The organism is Mesorhizobium sp. LSHC420B00 (assembly GCF_000503055.1).
Classification (GTDB): domain Bacteria; phylum Pseudomonadota; class Alphaproteobacteria; order Rhizobiales; family Rhizobiaceae; genus Mesorhizobium.
Genome location: NZ_AYVY01000043.1, coordinates 1 through 21860 on the forward strand (window position 1 = coordinate 1; position 21860 = coordinate 21860).

Here is a 21860-nt window from a genome sequence, read left to right on the forward strand (position 1 = left end):
CTTCTTGCCGGCGCCGTCGACGATGGTGGTGTTCTCCTTGGAGATCGACACCTTCTTGGCGCGGCCGAGCATGTTGAGGCCGACATTCTCGAGCTTGATGCCGAGGTCTTCGGAAATGACCTGGCCACCGGTGAGGATGGCGATGTCTTCCAGCATGGCCTTGCGGCGATCACCGAAGCCCGGCGCCTTGACGGCGGCGATCTTCAGGCCGCCACGCAGCTTGTTGACGACCAGCGTGGCCAGGGCCTCGCCTTCGACATCTTCCGAGATGATGACCAGCGGCTTCGAGGTCTGCACGACGGCCTCGAGGATCGGCAGCATGGCCTGCAGGTTGGAGAGCTTCTTCTCGTGGAGAAGAATGTAGGCGTCTTCCAGATCCGCAACCATCTTCTCGGCGTTGGTGACGAAGTAGGGCGAGAGATAGCCGCGGTCGAACTGCATGCCTTCAACGACTTCAAGCTCGGTCTCGGCGGTCTTTGCTTCCTCGACGGTGATGACGCCCTCATTGCCGACCTTCTGCATCGCTTCCGCGATCATCGAGCCGACCGACACGTCGCCATTGCCGGCGATGGTGCCGACCTGGGCAACCTCTTCCGAGGTCTTGATCTTCTTGGCGTTCTTGATCNACGTCGCCATTGCCGGCGATGGTGCCGACCTGGGCAACCTCTTCCGAGGTCTTGATCTTCTTGGCGTTCTTGATCAGCGTCGCGACGACGTCGGCGACGGCGAGGTCGATGCCGCGCTTGAGGTCCATCGGGTTCATGCCGGCGGCAACCGCCTTATGGCCTTCCTGGACGATCGACTGTGCCAGAACGGTCGCGGTCGTGGTGCCNCGTCGCGACGACGTCGGCGACGGCGAGGTCGATGCCGCGCTTGAGGTCCATCGGGTTCATGCCGGCGGCAACCGACTTGTGGCCTTCCTGGACGATCGACTGTGCCAGAACGGTCGCGGTGGTGGTGCCGTCGCCGGCGATGTCGTTGGTCTTCGAAGCAACTTCGCGGACCATCTGCGCGCCCATATTCTCGAACTTGTCCTCCAGCTCGATTTCCTTGGCGACGGTGACGCCGTCCTTGGTGATGCGCGGTGCGCCGAACGACTTGTCGATGACGACGTTGCGGCCCTTGGGGCCGAGCGTGACCTTCACCGCGTCGNAGCTCGATTTCCTTGGCGACGGTGACGCCGTCCTTGGTGATGCGCGGTGCGCCGAACGACTTGTCGATGACGACGTTGCGGCCCTTGGGGCCGAGCGTGACCTTCACTGCGTCGGCGAGGATGTTGACGCCGCGCAGCATGCGCTCACGAGCGTCGCGGGAAAATTTTACGTCTTTGGGCATTTTTTAGCTCCGAAGGTCTGTGGAAGAGGCGAACTGGATTTCGGCGGTCAGAATGATGCCCATAATGTCGGATTCCTTCATGATCAGAAGGTCTTCGCCATTGAGCTTCACTTCGGTGCCCGACCACTTGCCGAACAGGATGCGGTCGCCGGTCTTGACGTCCAGCGGGACGAGCTTGCCGGCCTCGTCGCGCGCGCCGGAGCCGACGGCGACGATCTCGCCTTCCTGCGGCTTTTCCTTTGCGGTGTCGGGAATGATGATCCCGCCGGCGGTCTTCGCTTCGGAGTCGACGCGGCGAACGACCACGCGGTCATGCAGCGGCCGGAAATTCTTTGCCATTTTTGGATGTCCTTGGTGCGGATGTTGAATGGTGTTCCGTTGCCGGAGCGTGCGAGTGCTATCGTGGCGCTGAGACAGGCGGTCGGCTGCGTCCCCGTCTTCCCCGCCTGTGGGTGCAGGTGGATCGGTGGGCAGCGTCGAGCTGGCTAGTAACCTTTTTTCATGTTCCAAGCCTTACTCCAGTGCCATCTTTGACGGGTCCGGGAGACCCGCAGCGGCAGTATGTTTTGGTGAGGTGATCAGGGGACGTCGTCTTCTCCTTGGTCAGTCACGTGTTTGCGGATGACGGCGAGGCTGGGCTGGACGCCTGGGCCGGCTATTTGCACAACCACGCCAGGAAAGTGGACGAATTGACCAGTAAGGCATTCCGACACGCCCCTTCTTAGGTTTGCTCCTCGGCCACCCCATTGACGTTGGGAGAATCCTTTTGCGGAGCTACACAGATAGTGCCGTGACAAACCTTCTCACCCTTGTAGTTGGCCAGAGCCTGCAGCAACTCCGGTAGAAGGTGCTGTTTCAGGTCGTTCGAGATAGGCTCCGGACCGTCCAGCACCTTAAGTGCCTGCTCGACCAACTCGATCGCGCGATCTTTGTTGCCGCTCTCATGATAGTACTGAGCGACCATCGGATAAGACATGAACTTAGAGCCGTGGCCTTGCGGCAGTGCCACGATGTGTTTAGACAGCTCTTCGCCCATCGCAAAGCGCTCAGCAGACGGAAAGCCCGCATAATCAAAGCACGGCGCGAAGAGTAGGAATAGCCCATAATATATCCAGTGCTCGGACTCTCTGTTGATCGCGTCGCGAACGAATTGGCGCATTTCGGGCAAGCCGGCCTCCATGTCGCGCATTTTGTGAAGCAACAGATGCGCAAGACTCACGCGGAATATAGGTTGTCCGGCATCAAGGCGACGCCCTCCTCGATTGCCGAGCGCGCCGTCTTCCAATCATTTGTCTCCATCGCCGCCCGATATCTAGCCTTGATCGGCTTCGTCAGCGCTTGTTCGCGCGCTTTGGGTTCGCCTTTCGCGATCCGCTCCCTGTCGGCGGCTTTCGCTTGATCGCTGGCGCGCCAGCTGCCGTCGAGCACCTTCGGCAAAACCTCATCGAGTTCCGTCGGGCCACCAATAAAGGCGATGTGGCCGTCTCGGTCGACCACGAAACTGGTCGGAATCCAGCAAGAAAAGCTGGGCTCCATCCAAAGCTTTTTCATTTCGCCTGTGGAGTCGAACGCCATCCGAAAGTTCAGATTCGAGAACTTTTCGGTCAACCACGCGTCCAGATTGCTGCGGGCCTCATCGGCCGTTGGAGCGTCTTCACTAGCCGCGACTCCGATGATCTCAACGCCGCTGTCCCTGTATTTCTCCTGCAACTGCATCAGATGAGGCATCGCGTCCACACATGGGCCGCACGAAGTTGCCCAAAATTCGACGATGTATACTTTCCCGGGCTCGAAGCTGCTGAGCGGCTCGCCACGCAGCCAGGTTTCCACTTGAATCGAAGGGGCCGGGGACTCCATCTGCAAGACCGGGTGCTGTCCAAAGTTATTTCCAAAGGGTAAGGTTGTCGGCACTCTGGTTTCCTTCCTAGAGAGGCACGGGTTGGGGGGAAGAGGAGCCTCTGGTTGCTCCCTTATTCGTGCAAGGGCCATGCCAGCGAGCTCAGCGCGCACATGCTTTGGAAAAACCTCCCGGTGCCCCAGATGACCGGTTGTAATGCACCTGATATTTTTGCCATTGTTTGTTCTGAACGTGTCATATTGTCTGCCGCTGTCAGGTTTTGGACACGCTTCGCGCCGCCCGAAAAGCGTGGCCCGTCCCCGAAGCGCCAAGGCCATAAGGACGCGCGGCAGGCAGCCTCTGCCCGTCCCGAGGGAATTCGCCTCAGTGACATTGATGGGTTGGCTCGCCGCTAACAGTTTTGAAGAGGAGGATGAACAAAGCCCCCGGCGAAGTGTGAGCCAGCCTAATCGACCGACACTGCGGGTATGCTCCAAGCTACACAGTGATGTAAAGGGCGCTACGCGCTTGGAGCTACACACATGACGCTGAACATTCGCAATCCGGAGGCCGATACTCTCGCTCGGGAGCTTGCGCGCATTGACGGCACAAGCATCACCCGATGCTGTGATTGTCGCCCTGCGGGAAACCATACGCAACCGGATGAACAAGGAAAGCCCGATAGAAACGGCGCAAAAGAAACACTGGCTAAGCACGGCCTGTCTTTCAGCCAGGTCGAAAGCCGGTTCCACCGGAGGCCTATCACGAGCTCGACCATGATCTCAACAGGTGGTGACGAATAATGTTCGTCGATGCATGTGCGATCGTCTCGATGATGGCGGCGGAGGACACGGCCGACGCCTATGAAGCGGCGCCGCTCGATGCGGCTCGCCGTTCACATGACACTTGCTGCCTAGGAAGCCATCATCGTGCTTTCACGGCCGGATCAGTTGAATTGCGCCTACAAAGCGGCTGAGGCGGTCGTCGTCGAATGGCTCGCAGCACCAAAGATTCGGCTCTGCGAGCCCGGTTCGCCCCGACACGTCCTGTCCTACGCGGTCGCTGTCGCCGGACAGCACGGCATAGCAAAGCGGCGCCTCAGCAAGTTCGATTGCCCCTACGCCTATTCCAAGGCGATGCACTCGCCGCGGCGCACGCTGGACCACCTTTTGCTTCAGACAGACGTGGCGACCTTGCCAAAAGGATCAGATGAATGACCGTCTTCGAAAAATCGACTGAACTGCCGGAATTGACCGGGGTCGTTGCCGCCGAGCAGGTAGCCGATCAGCCGTCCCTGTGGTCGACGGGAAGCACGTTTTGCATGTCAGCGGCCATTTGCAGCGCCTGAGAGCTCGTTGCGGGGCTGATTTCCAAATCCAGAGGATAAGGATAATCGATCGGTTGGAGGCGTCGTTTCGGTAGATCGGCCATTGACTCTGCCCACCGCTGGCTCATATATAACCCATTGGGTTATAGGAAGTGCATGCAGACCGTCGCCGAGACACCATTGTTCATCAAGCAGGCGGCGGAGCTGTTTAGCGACGATGAGCGGAAGGAACTGATCGACTTTCTCGCTGCCAATCCGCAGGTGGGTGATGAGATTCCAGGTACCGGTGGCGTTCGAAAGATGCGGTTCGGCGCCAAAGGCAAGGGTAAGCGCGGTGGCGCAAGGGTCATCTACTACTGGTACAGCGATGACGCACCGATCTACGCGCTGTTGGCGTACGGCAAGAATGAAAAGGTCGATCTGAAGCCGGACGAGGCAAAAGCGGTTGCAGCCTTCGCCAAGGCGATTAAGGCAGCGAACAGGAGCAGGACATGAGCGAGATGACAAAATTCGGCGCTGATCTGATCCAGTCTATGTCGGAAGCTCTGGCGCACGCGCAGGGTAAGGACGTTCCCGGTATCAAGGTGCACAGCGTCGATGTTGGCGCGGTCGACGCCAAAGCCATCCGCAAGAAGCTCGACCTGACACAGGATGAGATGGCGACCGTGCTGGGAACCAGTCCATCCGGCTACAAGAAGTGGGAGCAGGGCAAGCGGCAGCCAAGCGGCGCGGCCCGTACACTGCTTCGCGTCATGGACCGGGAGCCTGAGGCGGTGCTGCGTGCTCTAACGCCCAATGATACGGAGGCCAACCTCAACAACAAAACTCCTGCAGCCGCGCACTGAGCAGGGGAGGGGAGGGCCGCTTTCAGAGCCCCGACGCCTTGGTGAGATTGACCCGGAACCACCGCCTACGCGCGATGGCCGAGTGGAAGGCTATCGCGGCTCAAAATTGCTTGATTATCCTGCCCTGTTCTCCGCTCGCCCGCTCGCCAACAATCCGGCGGCCGATACTCTCGTTCGGGAGCTTGCGCGCATTGACGGCACAAGCATCACCGATGCTGTGATTGTCGCCCTGCGGGAAACCATCCGCAACCGGATGAACAAGGAAAGCCCGAGAGAAACGGCGAAAAAGATTCTGGTTAAGCACGGCCTGTCTTTTCAGCCAGGTCGAAAGCCGGTTCAACCGGAGGCCTATCACGAGCTCGACCATGATCTCACAGGTGGTGACGAATAATGTTCGTCGATGCATGTTCGATTGCTTCCACTACGCCTATGCCAAGGCGATGCGCTCGCCGCTGCTCACGCTGGACGAGCTTTTGCTTCAGACAGACGTGGCAACCTTGCCGAAAGGATCAGATGAATGGCCGCCTTCGAAAAATTGACTGAACTGCCGGAGTTGACCGGGGCCGTTGCCGAGCAGGTAAGCGAGCACATGGCCTTGATCGCGCGCGGCGAGGAGCTCGACCTTCCATGGCGTCGACTTCGCGTCCTTATCGACTAGGAGCTTGTGGAAATAGTAACACCGGCGCTCTTGGGCGGTTCTCTTCGGGGGAGTCGGACAAGCCTTGGCTGGTCAGAGAAAGGAACGCAGTTTATGCGCGGTTGAGTGGAGCCGAAGGCCAGAAAGGGGGCCTGGGAGTGAGCCTAGGCCCCTTCGCGGCGGGTTGGCATCGGCTGACAGCTTCATCATGACGTCACCTCGGAGGACGAGAAGCGATTGTTGACGCACGGGTACGAGCTGCCTCGGTCGTTCGCTCGATCGAAAGGACTGTGTGTGGAGGAAGCTCTCCATCGTGCAAGGCGAGAGGCTGCTGGGCTGCTTCCTTGTCCGCTGCCGTGAGCCGATGATTCAGGCGAAGAAAGTCCATCCAGGTTGGCGTGCGAAATGTCTCTGTCCAAAGTGAAGGCGTTTGGAGGTTGCGCTGGAGCGTCCAGTTTCGCGCACCGGCGCGGCTAAGAGCGTGGCGCTTTGCACGCATGCAGGAAGGCGTCGGTATTCTTTTCGGATATGCAATACTCGATTTTGGCGACGATAGGGCCACTCCTTGGCTTCAGATCGAGTGCCAGCTCCGGTGCGCGAAAATCCGAACTTTCCTGGTCCGTTTCTTCCCATGGACGTATCGGCAACACCATTCCCGCTGCTGCAAGCAGCAACAGACCCCGGCGGCGCCCTCCAAAGCCCAGGTCAGGGAGTAATTCTGCGCGACGGAACCCCAAATCCAGCTGCCGGCAGCCATACCGCCAGCGCTCAAGGCGTAGTAGATGGAGAGTGTACGGCCGACTACCCACCGTGGGCTTGCGAGTTGCACCGCCACGTCAATGCCGGTCCAGGTGATAAGCCAACCCGCGCCGCCCAAGGCAAGCGCGACTGCCGCCACAGGGACCGACGATGTTAGTGCAACGGAAACGCAACATGCTGCACAAGCGACAAAGGCGAACGCCACCAGCCTGTTTTGAGACGTGATCCGCCTAAGGAAGCCGTTGCTCATACCCGCGATGAAAGCCCCGGTGCCGAAGCCGGCCAATAGAATACCGTAGACGATCGGCCCGCTCTTCAACTGATCCCGAACGACGAGAGGCAGCAACGCCAAGATCGAAATGCTGGCCCGAAAAGGGTTCCGCGGGCGATCGCCGCCCTGATTTCCAGGGACATCGCCGTAAAGCGCACTCCGTCGTGAATCGCCGTCATCATTCTCTCGCGGGGGAGAGGCGAAGAGCGGATTTTCCATTTGGTGCGCCATAGTGCACCTAGAGGCGCGAGATCGCTCAGCGCGGCCAAGCCGAAAGCGGCCAGCGGACCAAAGAAGGCCAGAATCGTCCCACCCAGAGCAGGACCTATGCTGCGTACGAGGTTGTATCCGACGGACATCAGCGTGACCGCGGCCGGTATGTCGCGCTTGTCGAGGATATCGCCGACCGAAGCATGCCAGGCCGGATCATTCAAAGCAAAGCCGCAGCCGGCCAGGAAACCCAGTCCGAGTACCAGCCAAGGATCGACAAATCCCAGACCGCCCAAAATCATTAGCGTCGTTGATGCCAATGCTATCAAGCAGTGCCCCGCAAACATCACCCATCGGCGGCTGAAGTTATCGGCGATGGCTCCGGCGAGAATTGAGAGGAAAAACACCGGCAATGTGGATGCGGCCTGAACGAGTGCGACCATGAGGTCGGAAGCTGAAATGGTGGCCTTCAGCCAACTGATGGCGACCGTCTGCACGAGCCACCCGAGGCTGGATAATCTGTGTGGCTGTCCAGATCGAGCGAAATACCGGATTGCGAAGCGGGGCAAGCGTCGTTGGAGCGGACGGCTGAGGATCTTCGTGCTGCACGTTTTTTGCCTTCCACGAGCCGATCGTTAACTCACGGCTGCCAGTACTGACTTTTTGTCTATAGATTTGTGTGATCGGTCAGTATTTCCAGAGCATGACCTAGCAGTCGCTTCCGCATGCTCCACAATCAACTTTGGGGCGGCAGCGGAACCGGGCCGGGTGAAGACCGCAGCTTGACCCCACTTGTTCACAGACGGGAGAGACAACGAACCCTAACAGGAGAGGTGCCACAATCTCGTCCTCGCCCTGGTTGACGACGAGTGCTCAGGGATGGCTTCCCTAAGCCCGATGATGATCGGCATTCGCGATGACCCCTCGTGAATGCGCGTTTTGTGATGGCAAGGGATTAGAGCTCGACTGGCCGACTTGCCGGGGCCAGTATTCGGTCCGTGTCCACAGATTAAGAACGAAGCGGTATTCGCATGGCTGTCAACGCGGACATTGAGAGCATTCGCCCGCCTGATTTATCGGCGCAGACGCCTAGAACGATCGAAGCTGTCCGCCGGGAAGTCCGCAGCCTCAACCATCATCTCGATCAAGACCGTCCGTAGCCGTGGCATACTACCCATCCGGCGAGGCTCTCGCATCAAGACCAGCCAGCGCCCTGGTTTCTCCCGGATCATCAGCGATTTAAATCAAATCCGTCTGTGGATACTAACGATTGCGCCTCCCTCACCTCCTAGACGGCTAATGCGGGCGGTAACTGAGAGGGTCATATGACAAGCGATTTTTTCCGCCGCGCGGGTGCATTTAGATCGAGCGTATCACTACCTGCGGGGCGATGACCCGATAAGTCGGAGGGGGCGCGAAGCCTTGGACCTGCTACTTGAGGCGGTTACCGTCGAAGAGTTTAAGCAGCCACGCCAAAACGCGGAGATGCTAATGTTTCCGATTGGGCGCCGCTTCAGAGTCGGCCACCATGAACATGGTGCGCAGACACCCTCAGAATACCGCCCGTCCCGGCATGAGCCAAAGTCGGGCAATCGAATGGGAGTCCGAAGCGTGTCGCTCACAACGATCCGTACTTAGCCGCCCTGGCTGAAGCTTCAATGCAATCCGACGTCGAGTTGCTCACGCCCGACGCCGGGTTCTTGTGATCGAGGCCGGCTGCGGCGGAGCCGTTTCGCCAGCCATTCGCTTGGTTTCCCGTCCCAGAACGGCGTTGAACGGGCCGAGATCGCGAAACGGTCGCGTGAGCAGCTTTCGCGGCTACGAGACGCTCGCCTGGTACGACGGAACGGCCGAACGGGTAGGGGGCCGCGACGCATTGGGCGTCCCACTCGCCGACGGGGCGAAAAGCACCATGAAGGCAATGTGCGGCCAGGCAATGATTTCGATCTTTTAGCGGCGCTGGGCGCCGATCTGCCGGGAGCCGTACGGGCGTTGCCCAGTGACGGCGCGATAGCGGTTTCGCAGGATGCTTCAAAGGATGACCCCAAGGCACGGTTCTCACTTGCCGGCGTGCAGATGAAGCTGTCGGTCAGAATGGAAACTGGAAAAGGCGGGGGCCTTACCTTGCCGATGGACGACGAGCAAGGCCGGTACATCGCCAAGTTTTCTTCAACGGTGTTTCCGGGCGTTTCGGAGAACGAATTCGCCAACCTGGCGCTGGCCGCAGCAATCGGCATGGAGGTTCCCGAATGCGAACTGGTCGAGAAGTCCAATTTTGAGGGCTTTCCCGAAGAATTCAACACGCTGTCGGAGGGCAAGGTCCTTCTCGTCAAACGCTTCGATCGCGGCGCCGATGGCGANTTCCCGAAGAATTCAACACGCTGTCGGAGGGCAAGGTCCTTCTCGTCAAACGCTTCGATCGCGGCGCCGATGGCGAGAGGATACACATCGAGGATTTCGCTCAGGTCTTCGGTGTCTATCCCTCGCGCAAATATGAGGGAGCCGCTTACCATGACATAACCTCGGCTCTTGGCGTGGCCGTCTCGCCTACGGCGGCTCTCGAATTCGTCCGCCGCCTGGTGCTGACGGTCATCACCGGCAATGGCGACATGCACCTGAAGAACTGGTCTTTGATTTATCTCGGTAACGGCGACAAGCCGGTGCTTGCACCAATCTACGACGTTTTGTCGACCGTGCCATATATTCCCGCCGACGCCATGGCGTTTTCGCTTGGAGGGGAGAGCTCGTCAAGGCGCTAGCAGCACCGCGATGGAAGGCATTTGCGAACCGCGCAAGGCTTCCGGAGCCGGCAGTCCTGAAGGCAGTGGTCGAGACCGTCGAACTCGTCAATGAGCACTGGTGGCATCTGCCTGAGCGCGACGTTGTCGCGGGGAAAGTGCTCGAGCGGATTGACGCACATGTGAAGGCGATGACGCCGATACTGAACTCCTGCCCGATAAGTGAGCCGAGTCGCCTTGGGTGTGATATGGCGGAATCATCGCCTTTGGCCCCGGATGGATGGCCGTGGATCGATGGTATGCCAGCGTGGCGCGCAACATTCCGCGCAGTTTCGATGAGGACACGCGAGACCAAGCACGTCAGCTCACCGGAACAGAAGAGTTCGCAGCATCCCGCAATTAACGCGAGCGGGTCGAGATGCTGTTCGCTCACCTCAACACAACGATGCGGTTCGAACGAATGCGTGACTGAGGATCGCGATCCCACGCTTTGTGTCGCCATTGTCGGGTCCGCTACACGGCTTGTTCCGATGATCCTTTCTTTGGCCTCAAGCTAAATCTCTGAAAAGCATTCACAAATTTTCTTCTCCGGCCCAATCAGCCAAGTTGGCACGAGTCTTGAAACCCTTAGGTGCGAGGCGGCGAGAGCTGTCGGCCGGTATTCATGTCGCGGGCAGCCGCCAATGGAACAAAGAAGGAAAGCTACATGTCAGGTCTGCGTCAGATCGCGTTCTACGGCAAGGGGGGGATCGGCAAATCGACGACATCCCAAAATACGCTCGCCGCCCTTGTCGACCTCGGGCAAAGGATCCTCATCGTCGGCTGCGACCCCAAAGCCGACTCCACCCGCCTGATCCTGAACGCGAAGGCGCAGGATACGGTCCTGCACCTGGCAGCACAAGAAGGTTCGGTGGAAGATCTCGAACTCCAGGACGTGCTAAAGGTCGGCTACAAAGGCATCAAGTGCGTGGAATCCGGCGGCCCCGAGCCGGGTGTCGGCTGCGCCGGCCGAGGCGTCATCACCTCGATCAACTTCCTCGAGGAGAACGGCGCCTATGACGATGTCGACTATGTCTCCTATGACGTGCTCGGGGACGTGGTGTGCGGCGGCTTCGCGATGCCGATCCGCGAGAACAAGGCCCAGGAAATCTACATCGTCATGTCCGGCGAGATGATGGCACTCTATGCCGCCAACAACATCGCCAAGGGCATCCTGAAATACGCCCATTCGGGCGGCGTGCGGCTCGGCGGCCTGATCTGCAACGAGCGCCAAACCGATCGCGAGCTCGACCTCGCCGAAGCGCTGGCTTCCAGGCTCAATTCCAAGCTTATCCACTTCGTGCCGCGCGACAACATCGTCCAGCACGCCGAACTCAGGAAGATGTCTGTCATTCAATATGCGCCGGACTCCAAGCAGGCCGGGGAATACCGGGCGTTGGCCGAGAAGATCCATGCCAATTCGGGCCAGGGCACCATCCCCACCCCTATCACCATGGAGGAGCTCGAGGACATGCTGCTCGACTTCGGCATCATGAAGACTGACGAGCAGATGCTTGCCGAGCTTCAGGTCAAGGAAGCGGCCAAGGCGGCCGCACAGTAACGACCGCTGCCGAACGAGGCGCGGCCTTGACCTGGCGCGCCTTTCAAAGAACGGCGCCTCGTTGGTGAGGCGTCACCCTGAACCTTGAAAGGGGTCCCATGAGCCTGGAATACGAGAATGACGGCGCCCTCCATGCGAAGCTGATCGAGGAGGTGCTGTCGCAATATCCTGACAAGGCGGCGAAGCGCCGCAAAAAGCACCTGAGCGTCGCAACGAGCGGCGACGAGGCTGGCGAGGAAAGCGAGGTCCTTTCCGAATGCGAGGTCAAATCGAACATCAAGTCCATCCCCGGAGTGATGACGATTCGCGGCTGCGCCTATGCCGGCTCGAAAGGCGTGGTGTGGGGTCCAGTCAAGGATATGGTCCATATCTCGCACGGCCCGGTCGGCTGCGGGCAATATTCCTGGTCGCAACGCCGCAACTACTACGTTGGCACGACGGGCATCGACACGTTCGTGACAATGCAGTTCACCTCCGATTTCCAGGAGAGGGACATTGTTTTCGGCGGCGACAAGAAGCTGGAACAGGTCATCGACGAGATCGAGGAACTGTTTCCGCTGAACAAGGGCGTCACCGTGCAATCCGAATGTCCGATTGGCCTGATTGGCGACGACACCGAAGCTGTGTCCCGCAACAAGGCCAAGGAGCACGAAAAGACGATCGTGCCGGTGCGCTGCGAGGGCTTCCGCGGCGTCTCGCAATCGCTCGGCCACCACATCGCCAACGATGCGATCCGCGACTGGGTGTTCGAGAAGAAGGACATCGAGTTCGAGGCCAGCCCGTACGATATCAATGTGATCGGCGACTACAACATCGGCGGCGACGCCTGGGCTTCGCGCATCCTGCTCGAGGAGATGGGCCTGCGCGTGGTCGGCAACTGGTCGGGCGACGCTACGCTGGCCGAAATAGAGCGCGCGCCGAAGGCCAAGCTCAATCTCATCCATTGCTACAGGTCGATGAACTACATCTGCCGGCACATGGAGGAAAAGTATGGCATCGACTGGATGGAGTATAATTTCTTCGGCCCCTCCCAGACCGAAGCCTCTCTGCGCAAGATAGCCAAGCATTTCGGGCCGGAAATCGAGGCCAAGGCCGAGGCGGTCATCGCCAAATACCGGCCGTTGGTCGATGCCGTCATCGCTAAATACCGGCCGCGCCTCGAAGGCAGGACGGTGATGCTCTATGTCGGCGGGCTGCGCCCCCGTCACGTCGTCACGGCATATGAGGATCTGGGCATGGTGATCGTCGGCACTGGCTATGAATTTGGCCATAACGACGACTATCAGCGTACCGGCCATTACGTGAAGAAGGGCACGCTGATCTATGACGACGTGACTGGTTACGAGCTGGAGAAGTTCATCGAGGGGATCCGTCCTGATCTCGTTGGTTCCGGCATCAAAGAAAAGTACCCGGTCCAGAAGATGGGCATACCGTTCCGTCAGATGCATTCCTGGGATTATTCCGGCCCGTATCACGGCTACGACGGCTTCGCCATCTTCGCCCGCGACATGGATCTGGCCATCAACAACCCAGTCTGGAACCTCTACGACGCCCCCTGGAAGAAAAAAGCCGAGCCGTCGGCGGCGATCGCAGCCGAATGAAAACCTGGCCTCCCGGAAGCCGGGAGGCCGTTGAACGCCTGTGGCCCTTTTGTCCGCGGGAGACCTGAAACGTTTCGACGTCCCTGTGCCGCCGTATGGCGGGCCAGATGGAGAAGAGGTAACCACCCATGCCGCAGTCGGCTGAAAAAGTTCTCGACCACGCGCCCCTGTTCCGCGAGCCGGAATACAGGCAGATGCTCGCCGAGAAGAGGCTGAATTTCGAATGTCCTCACCCGGACCAGGTCGTTACCGACCAAGGCGAATTCACCAAGACGTGGGAATACCGCGAAAAGAACCTCGCTCGCGAAGCGCTTGTCGTGAACCCCGCCAAAGCCTGCCAGCCGCTCGGCGCGGTGTTCGCGGCCGCCGGTTTCGAGCGAACCATGTCCTTCGTCCACGGCAGCCAGGGCTGCGTGGCCTACTACCGCTCGCACCTGTCGCGCCATTTCAAGGAGCCTGCTTCGGCGGTTTCCTCCTCGATGACCGAGGATGCGGCAGTGTTCGGCGGCCTGAAGAACATGGTCGACGGGCTCGCCAACACGTACCAACTCTACGACCCGAAGATGATCGCCGTCTCGACCACTTGTATGGCGGAGGTCATAGGCGACGACCTGCACAGCTTCATCGAGAACGCCAAGGACGAAGGCTCCGTCCCGCGCGACTTCGACGTGCCCTTCGCCCACACGCCAGCCTTCGTCGGCAGCCATGTCGATGGCTACGACGTTACGGTCAAGGGCATTTTGGAGCACTTCTGGAAAGGCGAGGAGCGAACGGAAGCCGAGGGAACCATCAACATCATTCCGGGTTTCGACGGCTTTTGCGTGGGCAACAACCGGGAACTCAAGCGCCTGCTCGATCTGCTGGGCGTGTCATATACCTTCATCCAAGACGCCTCTGACCAGTTCGACACGCCGTCGGACGGCGAATACCGCATGTACGACGGCGGCACGAAGATCGAAGACGTGAGGAAAGCACTCAACGCCGAGGCGACACTTTCGCTACAGCATTACAACACCCGAAAAACACTGGAGTATTGCGAGGGGCGAGGGCAGGCGACGGCCTCGTTTCATTATCCGCTCGGAGTCCAGGCGACCGACGACTTCCTGATGGAGGTCTCCGCGATTTCCGGCAAGCAAATCCCCGAGACAATCCGCCTGGAGCGCGGCCGACTTGTCGACGCCATGGCGGACAGCCAATCCTGGCTGCACGGTAAGAAATACGCCGTCTACGGCGATCCGGACTTTGTCTACGCCGTGGCCCGCTTCATCATGGAGACGGGCGGCGAGCCGACCCATTGCCTCGCCACCAACGGCACCTCGGCATGGGAAGCGGAGTTGAAGGAACTGCTTGCATCATCGCCCTTCGGCAAGGATGCTCAAGTCTGGGCGGGCAAGGACCTCTGGGCGATGCGCTCGCTGCTCTTCACCGAGCCGGTGGACCTGCTGATCGGCAACTCCTATGGCAAGTATCTGGAGCGCGACACCGGCACGCCGCTGATCCGGCTGACCTTTCCGATCTTCGACCGCCACCATCACCATCGGTTTGCGCTTATGGGCTACCAAGGCGGGTTGCGCGTCCTGACGACGATCCTCGACAAGATCTTCGACAAGCTCGATCGCGAGACAAGCGAGACGGGCGTGACGGACTATTCGTATGACCTCACCCGCTAAGAGTGGCGGCCGGCTCATCGGTGAGGCCGGTCGTCTTCCCGAGGGACTTTGGAGACCGACGCAATGTCCTCGCTCAGAGCCAAAATCCAGGATGTTTTCAACGAGCCCGCCTGCGAGCAGAACCGCGGCAAGGATGCCAAGGCGCGCAAGGAGGGCTGTTCGAAGCCACTGACCCCCGGGGCGGCGGCCGGCGGCTGTGCCTTTGATGGCGCCAAGATCGTGCTGCAGCCGATCACCGACGTCGCGCACCTGATCCATGCGCCCCTCGCCTGCGAGGGCAATTCCTGGGACAACCGCGGTGCGGCTTCGTCCGGGCCAACGCTGTGGCGCACGAGCTTCACGACCGACCTCACCGAACTCGATGTTGTGATGGGGCAGGGCGAGCGGAAGCTCTTCAAAGCGATCCGCGAGATCAAGGAAGCTTATGGGCCGCCGGCTATCTTCGTCTATCCGACCTGCGTGACGGCGCTGATCGGCGACGACATCAAGGCCGTCTGCAGGCGCGCGGCGGAAAAGTTCGGCCTGCCGGTGGTGCCGGTCAATGCGCCGGGCTTCGTCGGCTCCAAGAATCTTGGCAACAAGCTTGCCGGCGAGGCGTTGCTCGATCATGTCATCGGCACCGTGGAGCCCGACGATGCCGGCCCTTACGACATCAATATCCTTGGCGAATTCAACCTCTCGGGCGAATTCTGGCTGGTGAAGCCGCTGCTGGATCGGCTCGGCATCCGGGTGCGCGCCTGCATTCCGGGCGACGCGCGTTATTTCGACATTGCCTGCGCGCACCGCGCCCGGGCGGCTATGATGGTGTGCTCGACCGCGCTCATCAATCTCGCCCGCAAGATGGAGCAGCGCTGGGACATCCGGTTTTTCGAAGGCTCCTTCTACGGCATCACCGACACCTCGGAAGCGCTCCGACAGATCTCTCAGCTGCTCGTGAAGAAGGGTGCCGATCCGGAGATCCTCGGCCGCACCGAGGCATTGATTGCAGAGGAGGAGGCCATCGCTTGGAAGAAGCTCGCGGCCTACCGGCCGAGGCTCGAAGGCAAGCGCGTGCTGCTCAACACCGGCGGTGTGAAGTCCTGGTCGGTCGTCCATGCGCTGATGGAGATCGGCATCGAGATCGTCGGCACCTCTGTCAAGAAGTCGACCGTCGAAGACAAGGAGCGCATCAAGCAGATCCTCAAGGACGACAACCACATATTCGAGCAGATGGCGCCGTGCGAGCTTTACGCAATGCTCTCAGAACACAAGGCCGATATTATGCTGTCGGGCGGGCGCACGCAGTTCATCGCGCTGAAGGCCAAGACACCCTGGCTCGATATCAACCAGGAGCGCCAACATCCTTACGCCGGCTATGACGGCATGGTGGAACTCGTACGCCAGATCGACCTCGCCATTCATAACCCGATCTGGCGCCAGGTGCGGGAGCCGGCACCATGGGATTGCCAGCCTGCGGTGAGGGAGGAACTGCCAAGCACGAAAAGCGAGACCGCGACCTTGCATGTTGTCCAGGAATTCGCCGGCACGACGGCCGGCGATTTCGGGGGGTGTTGAGGAAAGCCGATGGTCCGCATCCTTCCCCAGACCAAAGCGGCGGCGATCAATCCGCTGAAGTCATCGCAGCCGCTGGGTGCCGCCTTGGCCTTTCTTGGCGTCGACGGCGCGATCCCGTTGTTCCACGGCAGCCAGGGGTGCACCAGCTTTGCGCTCGTGCTGTTCGTGCGGCATTTCAAGGAAGCCATCCCCTTGCAGACGACGGCGATGGACGAGGTGGCGACGATCCTCGGCGGGGCAGACCACCTGGAAGAGGCGATCCTCAACCTCAAGGCCCGCACAAAGCCAACGCTGATCGGGGTCTGCACCACGGCGCTGGTGGAAACCCGGGGCGAAGACTGCGCAGGAGATATCGCCAATATCAGGTTGAAGCGCAGGGAAGAACTCGCGGGTACGGAGGTGGTGCTAGCCAACACACCGGATTTCGACGGCGCGATCGAAGAGGGCTGGGCCAAGGCTGTCACCGCGATGATCGAAAGGATTACGCGGCCCGGCGAGCAGGCGCGGCAGTCGAAGAAGATCGTGATCCTGCCTGGCTGGAACCTCACTGTGGCTGATATCGAGCATTTGCGTGAAATGATTGAAAGCTTTGGACTCAAGCCGGTGATTCTGCCGGACGTCTCCGGCTCGCTCGACGGTACGGTGCCCGACCGCTGGATCACGACCACCTACGGCGGCACCAGCATCGAGGATATCCGCGAGCTTGGCACGGCCGAGCAATGCATCGTCATCGGTGAGCATATGCGCCGCCCGGCCGAGCTGCTTCAAAGGTTGACCGGCGTGCCTTACGTGCTGTTCCGGTCGCTGACTGGATTGAAGGACGCCGACCGCTTCGTCTCTCTGCTGTCCGCGGTTTCGGGCGCGGGGGCGCCGGCGGGGGTGCGCCGTCGCCGGGCGCAGTTGCAGGACGCGTTGCTCGACGGACATTTCCACTTTGGAGGCAAGAAAATTGCGATCGCTGCTGAACCAGACCAACTCTACCAACTCGCGAGCTTCTTCATCGGCATGGGCTCCGAAATCGCGGCGGCGGTCACCACGACCGACATGTCGAAAATTTTGGAGGAAGTACCGGCGGAGTCGGTTCAAATCGGCGATCTCGGCGATTTGGAAGCTCTTGGCGCCGGCGCTGATCTTCTCGTCACCCATTCCCACGGCCGCCAGGCGGAGCAGCGCCTTGGCATTCCGCTCATGCGGGTCGGCTTCCCGATCTTCGACCGGCTCGGCAGCCAGCACAAGCTCACAGTCCTCTACCAGGGGACCCGCGACCTGATCTTCGAGGTCGCCAACATTTTTGAAGCCAACCGGCACGCGCCGACGCCTGAGGCGCTTGATCCACTCCGTAAACGAGAAATGCCAGATGAGCTCCGTTCGTCGCCTCTCGCTCGTCACTGACGAGGTTCACGCACCGACGCCGGAACGCCAAGCCGGCGCATTGCGCGTGGCGATCGCCACGCAGGACATGAAGAACCTCAACGCCCATTTCGGTTCGGCCAGGCGCTTTGCTGTCTACGACGTGGGACGCGAGGAGTGGAATCTCGTTGAAGCCGTAGCCTTCGATGACGTTTCCGACGAGAGCGGGGAGCACCGAACTGAGGGCGATGACCGCATCACCCCGAAGGTGGAGGCGCTGAAGGGGTGTCATCTGCTGTTTTGTCTGGCCATCGGCGGACCTTCGGCGGCCAAGGTTGTTTCGGCAAAAATTTATCCGATAAAAGTGCCGCACCCCCAAACCATCCAAGAGGTGCTGTTGCGCACGCAGATGATGCTCAGGAAGGCTCCTCCGCCTTGGCTGCGCAAAATGCTGGCGAAGGCAGGTGCTCCTCCAAAGAAACCGTCGTTCGAGGACGAGGGCTGAAATGAGGAGAAGACGAAATGTCTGATGCCACGGTTACTTCCGCAGTCAGCGAGAACGAGGCGGCCTTTGCAACCCCCTTTGTCAAATGCCTCCTGCGGCTCATCCGCGCGCAGGATTCCTATGGGTTATGGGAAGGCAAAACAGACGCCGAACTGCTGGCTGACTTCATCGTCACCAGGGAACAGCGCCGTGCGATCCCGATCATCGGCGATCCCGATCCCGACGTGCTGTGGAGGCTTGATATGTTTTACACCGCCGTTGGGCTTGCGATCGAGGAGCGCTGCGGCCTCATGGCATCGCCGATGATGGAGCTGAGCCATGAAGGCTTCGGGCGCGTGCTTTTCACGGCGGGGCGGTTAGTCGCTCTATCGAAGACGCTGCGCGACGTCCACAGGTTCGGCTTCGAGACGTTCCGGAAGCTCGCTCAGGCCGGCACGAAACTGGTCGGCGACGCAATCGCTACCATCGAGACCTATCCCGAGGTGGCGCGTGCGTGATGAAGCGGATCTTCGAGCAAGGGGGCCATGACAATCTTGAGCGAGCGCGATAGCCAGCCCACGGAAGCCGAGCCGGGCCAGGTCGATGAGTGGGCTCTTGGGGTAGCGCCGATGAAGCCACTCGTCCTGATCTGTTCGCAAGATGCGGAGTTCTATCTGAATTATAGCCACATTCTGGAGGCGGACCGCTTCGCGAGTGAGCAGGCAGGCTGCGCGAAGGAAGCATTTGTATTGGCCGAACAACGGGAGTTCCACGCCGTCGTGCTGGACTGCGTGCCAGCAAGCGCGACGGGAGCCACAATCTGCGCCCGCCTCAAGGAGGAGCCGCGGACGGCCGACCTGCCCGTTATTGCCCTGATCGCGCGCGGCGCCGAGGACCAGCACCTCGATCTCCTGAAAGCTGGCATTGACGAGATCTTTGTGCGGCCGATCGACCCGGCCAAGCTGCTCGACTGTCTACGGGCGAGGCTGGCGCTGCCGAAGCGGGGTTCAAACGGGATCGAAAACGGCAGCTGGCTCTGCTGCGGCAGCCTTGAAATGAAGCGCGATGCCCGCCGGATTCGCGGCAATGGCCACAACATTCACCTCGGACTCATCGAGTTCAACGTGCTGCGGGTTATGATTGAAGCTCCCGGCACGGTCTTCAGCCGGGAGGAGCTTATCGGCAGGGCCTGGGGGGACAACATCCATGTCGAACCACGCACCGTGGACGTCCATATCAGCCGGATTAGAAAGGCGCTGAAGGCGGCCTCGCCAGGTAGCGTCATTCGCACCGTCAGGTCGGCCGGCTACTTGCTCGAGGAGCCGGACGACTGAAAGCGAACGGATGGAGTGCCACTCCCCATTTCCGTCGGGCTGAGGGCAAGTCTTGCGGCTTCGAAACGCGCCGGCAGGTACGACATATTCAGAAAGAAGCAGTCAAATGGCTTTCAGAAGCGTACTCAGTGTGACGGGAGCTGACCACTCCGATCAGGATGTCAGAACAGCTGCCAGCTTGTGTGCCGAAGTCGGCGCATATCTTTCCGTACTGGTGATGTCGCCTCCGCCGCTCATTATGCCGTCTCCGCTTCTTACGCCGCTGGGCGCTGGCATCCCCGAGTGGTCTAAACATCGCGCACACGACAGTGCCGCAATGGAACAACGGTCTAAGCAAATCGAGAGATTTTCACGGGACATGGCCAGACTGGAAACAGCATCCAGGGAAATTCAGAAACAGCTGAGGGCCATGCGGCTTTGCTATGACGTCGATACGGACTACTGCGATCAGGCCAGCGTCGGTGACGCGGTGCGACAGCGGGCGCTCTGCAACGACCTGACAATCGTCGGCCCCGCACTTCTCAACGACATTAATCTCGGACCCCTTGTTATCAACGGCAGCCTGTTCGATACGGGAAGGCCGGTGCTTGTCGTGCCGGAGGGCGCTGAGGCGACTCTGTCGCCACGGCGCGTGCTGGTCGGATGGGATTCGCGAGCCGAGGCGTCCCGTGCGGTTCGGGAAGCGCTGGATCTGCTAGCCGGTGCTGAGGAAGTTCGCGTCGCATTAGTCGATCCGGAGGCGACCTGCACCGGAAACGGTACCGAGCCGGGAGCCGACATCGCTGCCTATCTCACTCGGCACGGTGCTTGGGTGTCGGTTGACCCGCTGGCGAGCGCCGGCAAACCGGTGGCTATGGTGCTCGCGCAGCACGCAATCGACACGTCTGCCGATATGATAGTCATGGGAGCTTATGGCAGCCGCCGGCTCCGCGAGCGGCTCTTCGGTGGCGTGACGAGATGGATAGTTAGGAAGCCGCCATTGCCGCTGTTTTTGGCTCGCTGACAGGTTCCGAAGCAGCACCGACGCTGTTCGAAACTCTACTCACTGGGTCACTATCCTGATGCCAAGTTGGAGAAAGATCGCGGCAAACGTGCAAGCTTCGCGAAGCTTCTCGGAGCCAATCTGCACGCGCCGCCCGAGAACATCCGCGCACGCCTCTAACGCGCGCGCGGGGGGTGGTTCTGCTCGCCCGAGTTGGTCGTGATGCTGAGACCAACGGCCGGGCAAAGGTATGGGCAGTCCTCACTGCAGCCACGATCACGGCGCAGGTCGGCGTCAGGTCAAAGAGAGTCGTTCAGCGCGGCAGGCCCAGTTCGGACCCGTAGCGGCATCGTATGCGCGCTATCACGATCTCCTCATTACTGGCCGGGAGCTTAACAACGCAACGACCGTGCCGTGGCCGACGCGATCAACTTCGAGTCGGAACGGTCGGGCTCCTGCCGCAGTCGGCGGGAATCGATCGCATGAATCACGTTGCCATGCTCTGGAATGGCAGGCGGGTCAGCGGCGAGGGCGGCCGCATCTTCAGCGTTTTCAGTTTGCCCGGCCCACCGCGTGGCGACCGAGCGGCCTTGAGGCTGGTCAAATTCCGACAACGCTCACATTCGCACCAGGCGGTCCCTGTAGCGCCTGAGCACAGGGAACACAGAAAATATCGGCACAAATCAGGAACCCCGGAGAGCTCACCGGCCGCACATGCCGGCACTCATCCTGGCCTTTTTCGCCCACGATCATAATCGTCGAGCTGACGATGGCGGTATTGGCGAGCCGAAGCTGGACCGGCTTCGTCGTGAAAAATTTCCCAGCCAGCCAGGAATTCAATCGCAAGGCGGGCGAGGGGGCACAGGCCGCGCTCGGATGGAGCAGCCCTTTGCAATCGCAAATGGCGGGATCCGCTACCGCCTGAGGGACCGAAACGGCAAGACGCTCAAGCCAGTGGCGTGAAGCGGACGATGATGACGGGCCTGCGGCAGCCAACGCAGTCATGATGTCCACGGCCTCGTCCCTCGGCCCGAATGCATATTGAGTCGTCCGGGCCACGCTTTTCTGCCGACGCGAAGCGCGTGATGCTTGTCCAAAACCTGACAGCGGCAGAAAACATGTCGGGTTCAATACAACCGGCCATCTTGCCAGATCGAGGTTTTTGAACGCGAAATCATAGGGTTACTGCGCGCTGAGCGCGCTGGCACGGCCTTTGCGAATTGAGATGCGGCAACACTGAGGGAAGGCCGGCTGCACGCAAACGCGCGAGACGAGCGATGCTCTCCTCTCCTTGAACCCATGTGCCCCTCTCTAAGAGGGAAAACA

18 protein-coding genes and 6 pseudogenes are annotated in these 21860 nt (G+C 60.3%); 18 read left to right on the forward strand and 6 right to left on the reverse strand.

Annotated features, from left to right (window positions below; all coding sequences use genetic code 11):
- From X760_RS70960 to X760_RS70975, 5 genes and pseudogenes are all read right to left on the reverse strand, one after another.
- Positions 1-832, reverse strand: a pseudogene (locus X760_RS70960) (TCP-1/cpn60 chaperonin family protein); the annotation flags it as partial.
- A 4-nt stretch (positions 833-836) separates the two neighbouring features.
- A pseudogene (locus X760_RS70965) lies at positions 837-1151 on the reverse strand (TCP-1/cpn60 chaperonin family protein); the annotation flags it as partial.
- Positions 1152-1153: 2 nt separating this feature from the next.
- Positions 1154-1335, reverse strand: a pseudogene (locus X760_RS76870) (TCP-1/cpn60 chaperonin family protein); the annotation flags it as partial.
- A gap of 3 nt (positions 1336-1338) precedes the next feature.
- Complete coding sequence (gene groES, locus X760_RS70970) at positions 1339-1674, reverse strand: co-chaperone GroES (protein WP_023722616.1); 336 nt, start codon at positions 1672-1674, stop codon at positions 1339-1341.
- 382 nt (positions 1675-2056) lie between these two features.
- Positions 2057-3192: pseudogene (locus tag X760_RS70975) on the reverse strand (TlpA disulfide reductase family protein).
- Between the two features lie 522 nt (positions 3193-3714).
- On the opposite strand from X760_RS70975, the gene X760_RS75740 reads away from it, so the two are divergent.
- The 7 genes from X760_RS75740 to X760_RS76875 all read left to right on the forward strand — a co-directional run bounded on the left by X760_RS75740 (position 3715) and on the right by X760_RS76875 (position 6002).
- Positions 3715-3975, forward strand: a complete 261-nt coding sequence (locus X760_RS75740) for a type II toxin-antitoxin system VapB family antitoxin (RefSeq protein WP_084643106.1) — start codon at positions 3715-3717, stop codon at positions 3973-3975.
- Positions 3975-4148 (forward strand): hypothetical protein, encoded by a 174-nt coding sequence (locus X760_RS78530; RefSeq protein WP_245278771.1) that lies wholly within the window; start codon positions 3975-3977, stop codon positions 4146-4148. The genes X760_RS75740 and X760_RS78530 overlap by 1 nt, the downstream gene beginning before the upstream one ends.
- 237 nt (positions 4149-4385) lie before the next feature.
- Positions 4386-4520 (forward strand): hypothetical protein, encoded by a 135-nt coding sequence (locus X760_RS78975; RefSeq protein WP_023722620.1) that lies wholly within the window; start codon positions 4386-4388, stop codon positions 4518-4520.
- Positions 4521-4655: 135 nt separating this feature from the next.
- Positions 4656-4994, forward strand: a complete 339-nt coding sequence (locus X760_RS70985) for a type II toxin-antitoxin system RelE/ParE family toxin (protein ID WP_023722621.1) — start codon at positions 4656-4658, stop codon at positions 4992-4994.
- Positions 4991-5344: a type II toxin-antitoxin system MqsA family antitoxin gene (locus X760_RS0140100; protein WP_023722622.1), complete on the forward strand. Its 354-nt coding sequence runs from the start codon at positions 4991-4993 to the stop codon at positions 5342-5344. The genes X760_RS70985 and X760_RS0140100 overlap by 4 nt, the downstream gene beginning before the upstream one ends.
- An 82-nt stretch (positions 5345-5426) precedes the next feature.
- Entirely contained in the window at positions 5427-5735 is a 309-nt protein-coding gene (locus X760_RS70990; protein WP_023722623.1) for a type II toxin-antitoxin system VapB family antitoxin, read from the forward strand.
- A 126-nt stretch (positions 5736-5861) separates the two neighbouring features.
- Complete coding sequence (locus X760_RS76875) at positions 5862-6002, forward strand: hypothetical protein (RefSeq protein ID WP_023722625.1); 141 nt, start codon at positions 5862-5864, stop codon at positions 6000-6002.
- Between the two features lie 193 nt (positions 6003-6195).
- On the opposite strand, the pseudogene X760_RS70995 reads toward X760_RS76875, so the two are convergent.
- A pseudogene (locus X760_RS70995) lies at positions 6196-7830 on the reverse strand (MFS transporter).
- A gap of 1266 nt (positions 7831-9096) precedes the next feature.
- On the opposite strand from X760_RS70995, the pseudogene X760_RS71000 reads away from it, so the two are divergent.
- The 11 genes and pseudogenes from X760_RS71000 to X760_RS71045 form a co-directional block, all read left to right on the forward strand.
- Positions 9097-10174, forward strand: a pseudogene (locus X760_RS71000) (type II toxin-antitoxin system HipA family toxin); the annotation flags it as partial.
- Positions 10175-10665: 491 nt separating this feature from the next.
- Positions 10666-11559, forward strand: coding sequence for a nitrogenase iron protein (gene nifH / locus X760_RS71005; RefSeq protein WP_031195212.1), 894 nt, complete (start codon positions 10666-10668; stop codon positions 11557-11559).
- 98 nt (positions 11560-11657) lie between these two features.
- Positions 11658-13160, forward strand: coding sequence for a nitrogenase molybdenum-iron protein alpha chain (gene nifD / locus X760_RS71010; RefSeq protein WP_023722633.1), 1503 nt, complete (start codon positions 11658-11660; stop codon positions 13158-13160).
- Between the two features lie 128 nt (positions 13161-13288).
- Complete coding sequence (nifK, locus tag X760_RS71015) at positions 13289-14830, forward strand: nitrogenase molybdenum-iron protein subunit beta (RefSeq protein ID WP_023722634.1); 1542 nt, start codon at positions 13289-13291, stop codon at positions 14828-14830.
- A gap of 63 nt (positions 14831-14893) precedes the next feature.
- Complete coding sequence (gene nifE / locus X760_RS71020; protein WP_023722635.1) at positions 14894-16384, forward strand: nitrogenase iron-molybdenum cofactor biosynthesis protein NifE; 1491 nt, start codon at positions 14894-14896, stop codon at positions 16382-16384.
- 9 nt (positions 16385-16393) lie between these two features.
- Positions 16394-17776, forward strand: a complete 1383-nt coding sequence (nifN, locus tag X760_RS71025) for a nitrogenase iron-molybdenum cofactor biosynthesis protein NifN (RefSeq protein ID WP_023722636.1) — start codon at positions 16394-16396, stop codon at positions 17774-17776.
- Positions 17742-18239 (forward strand): nitrogen fixation protein NifX, encoded by a 498-nt coding sequence (nifX, locus tag X760_RS71030; protein WP_023722637.1) that lies wholly within the window; start codon positions 17742-17744, stop codon positions 18237-18239. Before nifN ends, nifX begins: the two co-directional genes overlap by 35 nt.
- A gap of 17 nt (positions 18240-18256) precedes the next feature.
- Positions 18257-18736, forward strand: coding sequence for a NifX-associated nitrogen fixation protein (locus tag X760_RS71035; RefSeq protein WP_023722638.1), 480 nt, complete (start codon positions 18257-18259; stop codon positions 18734-18736).
- Positions 18737-18772: 36 nt separating this feature from the next.
- Positions 18773-19552 carry a response regulator transcription factor gene (locus X760_RS71040; RefSeq protein WP_245278772.1) on the forward strand — a complete coding sequence of 260 codons (780 nt, stop codon included), beginning with the start codon at positions 18773-18775 and terminating at the stop codon, positions 19550-19552.
- Between the two features lie 106 nt (positions 19553-19658).
- On the forward strand, positions 19659-20555 hold the full coding sequence (locus X760_RS0140120) for a universal stress protein (protein WP_031195214.1): 897 nt from the start codon (positions 19659-19661) through the stop codon (positions 20553-20555).
- Between the two features lie 748 nt (positions 20556-21303).
- Positions 21304-21459, forward strand: a complete 156-nt coding sequence (locus X760_RS71045) for a hypothetical protein (RefSeq protein ID WP_245278773.1) — start codon at positions 21304-21306, stop codon at positions 21457-21459.
- Positions 21460-21860 lie beyond the last annotated feature (401 nt).

Bases quoted from the DNA above. Each gene is read 5' to 3' on its own strand.
- groES (WP_023722616.1), bottom strand. From the start codon at position 1,674: ATGGCAAAGAATTTCCGGCCGCTGCATGACCGCGTGGTCGTTCGCCGC.
- X760_RS75740 (WP_084643106.1), top strand. From the start codon at position 3,715: ATGACGCTGAACATTCGCAATCCGGAGGCCGATACTCTCGCTCGGGAG.
- X760_RS78530 (WP_245278771.1), top strand. From the start codon at position 3,975: ATGTTCGTCGATGCATGTGCGATCGTCTCGATGATGGCGGCGGAGGAC.
- X760_RS78975 (WP_023722620.1), top strand. From the start codon at position 4,386: ATGACCGTCTTCGAAAAATCGACTGAACTGCCGGAATTGACCGGGGTC.
- X760_RS70985 (WP_023722621.1), top strand. From the start codon at position 4,656: ATGCAGACCGTCGCCGAGACACCATTGTTCATCAAGCAGGCGGCGGAG.
- X760_RS0140100 (WP_023722622.1), top strand. From the start codon at position 4,991: ATGAGCGAGATGACAAAATTCGGCGCTGATCTGATCCAGTCTATGTCG.
- X760_RS76875 (WP_023722625.1), top strand. From the start codon at position 5,862: ATGGCCGCCTTCGAAAAATTGACTGAACTGCCGGAGTTGACCGGGGCC.
- nifH (WP_031195212.1), top strand. From the start codon at position 10,666: ATGTCAGGTCTGCGTCAGATCGCGTTCTACGGCAAGGGGGGGATCGGC.
- nifD (WP_023722633.1), top strand. From the start codon at position 11,658: ATGAGCCTGGAATACGAGAATGACGGCGCCCTCCATGCGAAGCTGATC.
- nifK (WP_023722634.1), top strand. From the start codon at position 13,289: ATGCCGCAGTCGGCTGAAAAAGTTCTCGACCACGCGCCCCTGTTCCGC.
- nifE (WP_023722635.1), top strand. From the start codon at position 14,894: ATGTCCTCGCTCAGAGCCAAAATCCAGGATGTTTTCAACGAGCCCGCC.
- nifN (WP_023722636.1), top strand. From the start codon at position 16,394: ATGGTCCGCATCCTTCCCCAGACCAAAGCGGCGGCGATCAATCCGCTG.
- nifX (WP_023722637.1), top strand. From the start codon at position 17,742: ATGAGCTCCGTTCGTCGCCTCTCGCTCGTCACTGACGAGGTTCACGCA.
- X760_RS71035 (WP_023722638.1), top strand. From the start codon at position 18,257: ATGTCTGATGCCACGGTTACTTCCGCAGTCAGCGAGAACGAGGCGGCC.
- X760_RS0140120 (WP_031195214.1), top strand. From the start codon at position 19,659: ATGGCTTTCAGAAGCGTACTCAGTGTGACGGGAGCTGACCACTCCGAT.
- X760_RS71045 (WP_245278773.1), top strand. From the start codon at position 21,304: ATGGCGGTATTGGCGAGCCGAAGCTGGACCGGCTTCGTCGTGAAAAAT.